Origin of the sequence: Kitasatospora sp. DSM 101779 (assembly GCF_025655475.1) — a bacterium.
GTDB lineage: Bacteria > Actinomycetota > Actinomycetes > Streptomycetales > Streptomycetaceae > Kitasatospora.
This window is the reverse complement of record NZ_JAHTIK010000001.1, coordinates 5901453-5909680: the sequence shown is the minus strand read 5'-3', so window position 1 is coordinate 5909680 and position 8228 is coordinate 5901453. Positions and strand designations below refer to the sequence as shown.

Sequence of the window (8228 nt, the reverse complement as noted above, 5' to 3'; positions counted from 1 at the left end):
GGGCTGGACTGGGCGGTGATCGCGCCGTTCGCGGGCGCGGCGCTGCTGGCCGCCCGGGACGGCCGGCGCCTGGCGCGCCGCCTCTCGGCGCCGGTGCTGCAGCGGGCCTTCGCCGTCCTGCTGCTGGCGGTGGCGGCGTTCATGCTGGTCGACGCCGTGACCTGAGCCGCGCCCCGGCCTGCGGTCGGGCCGGCGGGCGGAAGGGCCTCCCCGGTCCTGGCCGGAGCTGCCGCCGGCCACGGCGCCGCTGCGGGCCGGTGGCGACGGTCGCGGACCCGGTCCGGTCGAGCGCCCCGGAGGCCGCGGCGAGCCGGGTGAGGACGTCCTCGCGGTACCGTCCCTCCTCGATCGTCCGGGCGATTCCGGCGGTGCGCCACCGGCCGCAGCACAGCAGGGTGATCGGCGTCAGGGCAGCAGCACGGCCTCGATCCCGGCGACGACCACGGCGAGCCCGCGCTCGAAGCGCCGCTCGAAGTCGTCGAACAGGCCTCTGCCTGCCCGCGGACGTCCGCACGGCGCGGGTCGCCGAGGGGTGGGGCGAGGGCTACCTGCTCGTCCGGCCGGACGGCTGCATCGGGCTGGCGACCGCGGACGCGGCCGAGCTCGGCCCGTACCTGGCGGCACTGGGCACCGCCTGACCGGACGTCAGCAGTCCCGGCCCCACAGCTGCTCGGAGCAGCGGGCGTAGGTGGCCCGCCAGTGCGGCCAGTGCCGGGCGGTGGCGTCGTCGCAGTCGGCGATCAGCCGGTCGATCTGGGCCTCGTCGACGCCGTCGAGCAGCCAGACCAGGGCGTCCGAGGAGGCCGGGCCGTCGGCGGCGCGCAGCAGGTCGAGGAGTTCGGGCAGGGTGCCGATCCGCGAGCCGGCCGGGAAGATCCCGGCCATCCGCGGCAGCAGCTGACGCTCCTCGATCCGCAGGTGGGTCTCCAGTCGCGCCGCCAGCTCCTCGACCGCGTAGGCGACCGGCCAGGTGCTGGCCGGGTCCCGGGTGGCGATCCGGACCAGGGTGGTGACCCGGGTGAAGGAGTGGTCGAGGTTGTGGTGGTCGGCCTCCAGCCAGTTGAGCAGCAGCCGCAGCTCCGGGGCGAACCGGCGCAGCAGCGGCCACAGCCGGGTGTCCTGCTGCTCGTGGTGGCAGGTGATCATGGCGGTCATGAAGTCCCAGTGCCGCTGCAGGGCCTGGGCGGCGGCCTCGTCACCGGGCTGCAGCAGGCGCAGCGCGTTGGGCAGCCGGGCGAGGTCGCGGCGCAGCGCCGCGTGCACCAGGCGCAGGCCGGCGAACGGGATGGGCTCGACGTCCGGCATCCGACGCTCCGCGAGCGGCTGGGCGGGGACCTGTGGGGAGTCGACGGGGAGCAGGTGGCAGGACATGGCGCTCTCTTCGCGGCTGACTGGGGCTGGAACGGCTCCGGCACCGCGAGTGGTGCTCGGCCTGGGGCTCCAGCGTGCGGAAAGCCCATCAGAGTCGAATCAATGACCGATTGACGCGCAGGTCAGCGGGGTGATCGGGACGTTCGAACGATCCGGTCGATCGCCGCGGGCCCGCGCGCCGGGGTGCCCCGGCGCCCGGGCGGGCGCGCTGCGGCTGGAACGGCGCGGGCCGGCGGGCTGCGCCCGCCGCCGGAATGGAGTATCCCGCTCCACGGTGCCCGGCGGGGGCTGACTCGCCGAATTCGTACACGCCGTATGCGGGCCGGCGGAGCCCAGACGGCACGTCAGTCGGCCTCCGGTCCCGCGAGGTTCTTGCTGAGCCACTGCAGGGTGTCGGGGATCATCTTCTTGAAGTCGGAGGTGAGGTGCTTTCCGCCGGGCTGCTCGTAGTACTCGACGGTCAGTGGCGGCACCGCCTTCTTGACCCAGGCCTTGACCAGTCCGGTCTCGTACGCGTTGGAGCCGCCGGCGGTGGCGAGCATCCGCACGTCCGCCTTGCCCTGGGCGACCAGCTGGCCGGGGCTGTTGGCCAGGCGGTCCTGCTCGTGGCCCTGCCAGAGCGGCGAGTCGGGGTTGAAGTAGCCGTCGATCGGGACGGCGGCCTTGAACGTCTCGGGGTGCTGCAGGGCGAGCTTGGCGCTGCAGAACGCGCCGGTGGAGGCGCCCATCAGACCCCAGCCGTCGCGGCCCTTGACGGTGCGGAAGTTGGCGCGGACGAAGTCCGGGATGTCCTCGGCCATCCAGGTGCCGATCTTCGGCTGGCCCGGGATGTCGGAGCACTCCAGCGCCTTGGACTCGCTGGAGTTCAGGTTCTGCACCGGCATGATCAGGATGAACGGGTGGGCCTTGCCCGCCTTGGACAGCTCGGCGTCGATCTTCTGGATCGGCAGCTGGTTGTCCGTCCAGGTGTTGTAGCCGGCGCTCTGCCCGCCCGCGTAGAGGGTGAGGACCGGGAAGCCGTGGTGCGCGTACGCCGGGTCGTTGTACTGCGGCGGCAGCCAGACCCAGACCTTGCCGCTGACCCCGGACTTCGGGCCGTTCAGGGTGGTCATCATGATCGGCCCGGCCTCGGTGTCGCGGACCTTCTTCAGGTCGGCGGCCGGCCCGGTCGGCATCAGCACCTTCGTGGGCTTGGGCGGCGGCGTGGGGCTCGCGGGCGCACTGGACGCGGCCGGCTTCGCCCCGTCCTGCGAGTTCGACGGCCCGCCGGAGCTCCCGCAGCCGGTCAGGGCGGCGGCCAGAGCGGCCACGGCGGTGCCCGCGAGCAGGGTACGGGTACGGACGGCCCGGCTGCGGGCGCGGGAGGGCTGGGGCTGCACGTTCGATCTCTCCGACGGTGGGACGCCCCGGGGCGGCCGGACGGCCGCTGCCCCGGGCGGGGCCTGGCCGGGGCGCGGCCGGATGGCCCCGGACACCCCGGAACGGCACGGCCGCCCGAAGGGCGAACGTCCGTGCCGCTCGTGATCCTATGACGCCGGCCTGCGCGGACCTGGTTGCGACAGGGCGGGCAACCGGCCGTCCGGCGGGGGCGTGACCCCGCCGGACGGCGGGGTACGGGAGGTTGCGCCAGCCGGACCCCGCCCGGACGGTCGGCGTGTTGGCGGCTTCGACGAGTGACACCGGCCGGCCGTCGACGCGATCATCAACGGACGCGGGGAGTGCCGCGCGGCCCGATCCGCAGCACGCCCCGGACCGCCGCCGAACCGAGGGAGCACCCGTCGTGCCGCAGCAGATCGCCGTCGTGACCGGGGCGGGCAGCGGGATCGGCCGGGCCGTGGCCCTCGAACTGGCCGCCGCCGGCTGGCTGCCGGTGCTCGCCGGGCGGCGGGCCGAGCCGCTGCGCGAGACCGCGGAGCTGGCCGGCGGCGGCGCGGTGGCCGTGCCGACCGACGTCACCGACCCCGCCGCGGTGGACGCGCTGTTCGCCGAGGCCGCGGAGCGCTTCGGCCGGATCGACCTGCTGTTCAACAACGCCGGCACCTTCGGCGCGCCCACCCCGGTCGAGGACCTGGCGGTGGAGGACTGGCGGGCGGTGGTCGACCTCAACCTGACCGGCGCCTTCCTGTGCGCACAGGCCGCGTTCCGGCGGATGAGGGCACAGCGCCCGCAGGGCGGCCGGATCATCAACAACGGCTCGATCTCCGCCCACGTGCCACGGCCGCACTCGATCGCCTACACCGCCACCAAGCACGCCGTCACCGGCCTCACCAAGTCGCTCTCGCTCGACGGCCGCCCGTACCGGATCGCCTGCGGCCAGATCGACATCGGCAACGCCGCCACCGACATGACCGCCACGATGGCCGCCGGGGTGCGGCAGGCGGACGGGCGGATCGCACCCGAACCGGTCATGGACGCCGCCGACGTCGCCCGCACCGTGCGGCACATGGCGGAGCTGCCGCTGGAGGCGAACGTCCAGTTCGCCACCGTGATGGCCACCACGATGCCGTACATCGGGCGCGGCTAGGCGGTTCGACGGCTCGGGGCACCAGCGGTGGTGACGCCTACATGACATGAGAGCGCTCTCACGCAGAGAGTGGCGCCATGCGAGGGAACTGTCAACCCGTCACGTCGACCCGCGAACGACAAACCCGACTTCCCGGCTGATGTTTCTTCAGTTATTGACACCAATCGCCGGCCGCCGGTACCACTTTCGAGAGCGCTCTCATCAAGTCATCGCACGGTCCCCCTCCGTCCCCCACCCCACGAGAGGCACACCCATGCGGCTCAGACCACGCGTTCGGCACCTGTTCACCGCGGCCGGACTCCTCGGCCTGCTGGCCACCGGCCTGGCGGGCACCATGAACGCCGAGGCGAGCGTGCCACCGGCCCCCTCCGGCTGGACCCAGGTGTTCGCCGACGACTTCAACGGGCCGGCGGGCTCGGGCGTCAACACCACCAACTGGCGCTACACCACCGGCACCTCCTACCCCGGCGGGCCGGCCGGGTTCGGCACCGGCGAGATCGAGACGATGACGTCCAGCACCTCCAACGTCGCGCTCGACGGCAACGGCAACCTGCGGATCACCCCGGTCCGGGACGGCGCGGGCAACTGGACGTCCGGCCGGATCGAGACCAACAGGTCCGACTTCCAGCCGCCGGCCGGCGGCAAGCTGCGGATCGAGTCCCGGCTGCAGATGCCGAACGTCACCGGCGCCGCCGCGAAGGGCTACTGGCCGGCCTTCTGGGCGCTCGGCGAGCCGTTCCGCGGCAACTGGTGGAACTGGCCGGGCATCGGCGAGATCGACATCATGGAGAACGTCCAGGGCCTCAACAACGTGTGGGCCACCCTGCACTGCGGCACCAGCCCGGGCGGGCCGTGCAACGAGACCACCGGCATCGGCGGCCAGCGCGCCTGCACCCCCGCCTGCCAGAGCGGCTTCCACACCTACGCGGTCGAGTGGGACCGTTCGACCAGCCCGCAGCAGCTGCGCTGGTACCTGGACGGCGTGCAGTTCCACACCGTCAACTCCGACCAGGTGGACGCGACGACCTGGAACAACGCCACCAACCACGGCTTCTTCGTCATCCTCAACGTGGCCATGGGCGGCGGCTTCCCCGGGGCCTTCGGCGGCGGACCGGACGGCGGCACCGTCTCCGGCGTGCCGATGGTGGTCGACTACGTGAGCGTGTGGCAGTCCGGCGGCGGCAGCACGCCCACCCCGACCCCCACACCCACACCCACCACGCCGCCCGGCAACCGGGACGCCTACGGCCCGATCCAGGCCGAGTCCTTCGACGGCCAGTCCGGCACCGCCACCGAGACCTGCAGCGAGGGCGGCCAGGACATCGGCTGGCTGGCCAACGGTGACTGGGCCCAGTACAAGGGCGTCAACTTCGGCTCCACCCCGGCCACCCAGTTCCTCGCCCGGGTCGCCTCCGGCGCCGGCGGCGGGGTCAGCGGCCTGGTGGAGGTCCGCCTCGACAGCCGCAGCAACCCACCGATCGGCTCCTTCGCGATCGGCGACACCGGCGGCTGGCAGAACTGGCGCACCGTCCCCGCCAACATCTCCGCGGTGACGGGCACCCACGACGTCTACCTCACGTTCACCAGCGGCCAGCCGGCCGACTACGTCAACGTGAACTGGTTCGACTTCGGGCACTGACGCCATGGCCCCGCGGCCGCGCCGCCGCCCTGTCAGGGGCGCGGCGGCGCGGCCGTGCGGGCGCGCGGATCACTCGTCGTGCGAGTGCCGGTAGCACGGCACCGGGCCGTCGGGGTCGAGCCGGTAGACGCTGGTGGTGGGCCAGTACTGGCCGGCATCGGTGGCGGGGAGGTCGGCGCGCAGGACCATGCGGAGCGAGGGCGGGGGCGCGAAGGCGTGGACGCGCTTCAGATGGCCGTCCCAGCGGCCGCCGCAGAGTTCGAGGTCCAGGATCGCGAAGGTGGTGGGGGTTGTGGTCACCCCGGCGATGCTGGCAGTCGGGGGCGGAGCGGAGCGGCGGGACGGCCCGCACTCCACTCCTTCGGGGGGTTTCGCCGCGGCAACCGTGACGGCCGCCGCACCACGGGGGTGCGGCGGCCGTCCGGGTGGGGCCGGTGTCGGGTCAGGTGTCAGCTGCGGAAGGTGTCGTTCAGGGTGACCGGGCCGCTCGCCGGGACGGTGGCCGTCCGGTTCGCGCCGCTCTCCCAGGTGACGTTCCCGCTCGCGTCCTTGCGGATGTACTTGTACTCGAACGCGGTGCCGGCGGCCATCGCGACGTCCAGCTTCCAGACCGGGTAGCTCGCCGAGGAGAGCAGCAGGGCGGAGCCGGTGTTCCAGTTGCCGAGGGCCGCGTTGTTGCCGACCACGTAGATGTTCTGGCCGACCGTGGTGGTGGCGTTGACGGCGAACGAGGCCCCGGTGGTGCCGGAGGTCGGGGTGCCGGTCGGGGTCGCCGTCGGGGTGCTGGTGGCGCACGGGTCGCCGCTGCCGACGACGCCGTCCTTGACGGTCACGTTGCCGGTGCCGAGCGCGTAGTTGGCGCTGTTGTTGTTGTCCCAGGTGCCGGAGCCGTTGTTGAAGGTGGCGGCGAGGCCTGCCGCGCTGCCCAGGTCGGCGGTGTACTTGACCCAGCCGGTGCAGGCGGCGGTCATCGCGACGCCGGGCACGGTCGTCCAGGTGCCGCCGGTGGGCGCGTAGTGCAGGTAGTAGGCCGACCAGTTCCTGTCGGTGGAGTAGAAGACGGTCGCGCTGTTGCCGCCGGTGGGCGTGGCGGTCGGGGTCGGGGTGGAGGTGGGCTGGCCGCCCGCGCCGACGTAGATCGCGACGGCGTCGCCCGCGCCGATCGTGGCGGTGAACTTCCCGTCCGAGCCGACGGTGTAGCTGGTGCCGGTGCAGCCGCCGGAGACCGGGTCGCCGTGCTGGACGTCGCAGTAGGTGCCGGCGGGCAGCGAGGTCTGGAAGGTCTGGGTGATCGAGGAGGACTCGCGGTTGATCGCGACGAAGCCCTTGCTGCCGCGGCCGAAGGCGATCGCGTTGTTCCCGTTGGACCACCAGTTGGTCATCGCGGTGCCGGAGACGGCGTTGCGGAAGCCGACCATGTTGGCGACCTGGCGCCAGGCGTGGGTGCAGTTCCAGCCGTCGCTGTAGCAGGCGTTGACCGTGCCGCCGTTCGGCGGGCCGTCGTCGTTGGTGGTGAAGGCGTAACCGGAGTAGACGTTCGGCGAGCCGTACGGGTGGGCCAGCATGAAGACGTTGGCCAGCGTGTAGGCGGAGCCGTACTTGTAGTTGAGGGTGGAGCCGTTGCGCTCGGTGTCCCAGTTGTCGACGAAGGTGCGGGCCTGGTTGCTCGCGAGCAGGCCGTTGCCCCAGGAGGACAGGTCGGAGATCCTGCCGCCGTTGAAGGCGCTCTTCAGCCAGGTGCCGGAGCGGAACTCGTCGACGTCGCCGAGGCCGGTGTACTCGGACGGCTGGATCGGCTCGCCGGCGCCGTAGATGACCTCGGTGACCCAGTAGGCGTTCGGGTTGCTCATCCTCGCCTTGATGCCGGACAGGTCGGAGGCGGCCATGTGCTTGGCGGCGTCGATCCGGAAGCCGTCCACGCCGAGGGTGAGCAGGTCGCTCAGGTAGTTGGCGATGGTCTGCTGGACGTAGCCGGAGCCGGTGTCCAGGTCCGCGAGGTTGACCAGCTCGCAGTTCTGCACGTTGGAGCGGTCGCCGTAGTTGCTGATCGCCTGGCGGCAGGTGTGGAAGTCCTGGTCCTGGTAGTAGCCCGGGTAGTTGTACTTGGTGTAATTGGTGCCGCCGGTGCCCGTCCCGGAGCCGGCCGACATGTGGTTGATCACCGAGTCGGCGATCACCTTGACGCCCGCCGCGTGGCAGGTGTTCACCATGGACTGGAAAGCGGTGCGGTCGCCGAGGCGTCCGGCGATCTTGTAGCTGACCGGCTGGTACGAGGTCCACCACTGGGCGCCCTGGATGTGCTCCTGGGGCGGCGAGACCTCGACGAAGCCGTAGCCCTTGGGGCCGAGGGTGTCGGTGCAGGCCTTGGCGACGGAGTCGAACTTCCACTCGAAGAGGGTGGCGGTGACGTCCTTGGTGCTGGGCGGGGTGGCCTCGGCGGTGGGGGCGATCGACAGACCGGCACCGATCGAGAGGGCCAGGGCGGCGGACGCGGTGAGTGCGCCGATCGCGCGGCCTCTGCGGCCCGCGCTGACGGTGGTGACCACGGTGTCTCCTGGGGCTGGGTGGGGGTGAGCCTGGCCGCCCGCGGCGCAGGGGTGTGGCGGGCGGTGGCGCAGGAGTGGTGCGGAGGGTGGGGGCGCGACCGCGATACGCCGTCTGCGCGGAACCCGCCCTGTCGTTTTCTGCAAGACC

7 protein-coding genes and 1 pseudogene are annotated in these 8228 nt (G+C 72.5%); 3 read left to right on the top strand and 5 right to left on the bottom strand.

All coding sequences use genetic code 11. The annotated features are described in order from the left end of the window. A pseudogene (locus KSNIM_RS26900) lies at nt 1–165 on the top strand (sulfite exporter TauE/SafE family protein); the annotation flags it as partial. Here KSNIM_RS26900 and KSNIM_RS39475 read toward each other — a convergent pair. The 3 genes from KSNIM_RS39475 to KSNIM_RS26885 form a co-directional block, all read right to left on the bottom strand. Next, nucleotides 140–514: a metal-sensing transcriptional repressor gene (locus KSNIM_RS39475; protein WP_263105704.1), complete on the bottom strand. Its 375-nt coding sequence runs from the start codon at nt 512–514 to the stop codon at nt 140–142. The pseudogene KSNIM_RS26900 and the gene KSNIM_RS39475 overlap by 26 nt on opposite strands. A gap of 131 nt (nt 515–645) precedes the next feature. Then, nucleotides 646–1371, bottom strand: coding sequence for a hemerythrin domain-containing protein (locus KSNIM_RS26890; RefSeq protein ID WP_263105703.1), 726 nt, complete (start codon nt 1369–1371; stop codon nt 646–648). 344 nt (nt 1372–1715) lie between these two features. Then, nucleotides 1716–2750, bottom strand: coding sequence for an alpha/beta hydrolase (locus KSNIM_RS26885; protein ID WP_263105702.1), 1035 nt, complete (start codon nt 2748–2750; stop codon nt 1716–1718). A 401-nt stretch (nt 2751–3151) separates the two neighbouring features. Between KSNIM_RS26885 and KSNIM_RS26880 the strand changes: the two genes are divergently transcribed. Next, nucleotides 3152–3895 carry an SDR family oxidoreductase gene (locus KSNIM_RS26880; RefSeq protein WP_263105701.1) on the top strand — a complete coding sequence of 248 codons (744 nt, stop codon included), beginning with the start codon at nt 3152–3154 and terminating at the stop codon, nt 3893–3895. Between the two features lie 253 nt (nt 3896–4148). After that, nucleotides 4149–5534, top strand: a complete 1386-nt coding sequence (locus KSNIM_RS26875) for a glycoside hydrolase family 16 protein (RefSeq protein WP_263105700.1) — start codon at nt 4149–4151, stop codon at nt 5532–5534. Nucleotides 5535–5603: 69 nt separating this feature from the next. Here KSNIM_RS26875 and KSNIM_RS26870 read toward each other — a convergent pair whose 3' ends face one another. Then, nucleotides 5604–5834, bottom strand: a complete 231-nt coding sequence (locus KSNIM_RS26870; protein ID WP_263105699.1) for a hypothetical protein — start codon at nt 5832–5834, stop codon at nt 5604–5606. Between the two features lie 149 nt (nt 5835–5983). Further along, entirely contained in the window at nt 5984–8041 is a 2058-nt protein-coding gene (locus KSNIM_RS26865; protein WP_411543890.1) for a carbohydrate binding domain-containing protein, read from the bottom strand. Nucleotides 8042–8228: the final 187 nt, after the last annotated feature.

Bases quoted from the DNA above. Each gene is read 5' to 3' on its own strand.
- KSNIM_RS26890 (WP_263105703.1), bottom strand. From the start codon at position 1,371: ATGTCCTGCCACCTGCTCCCCGTCGACTCCCCACAGGTCCCCGCCCAG.
- KSNIM_RS26875 (WP_263105700.1), top strand. From the start codon at position 4,149: ATGCGGCTCAGACCACGCGTTCGGCACCTGTTCACCGCGGCCGGACTC.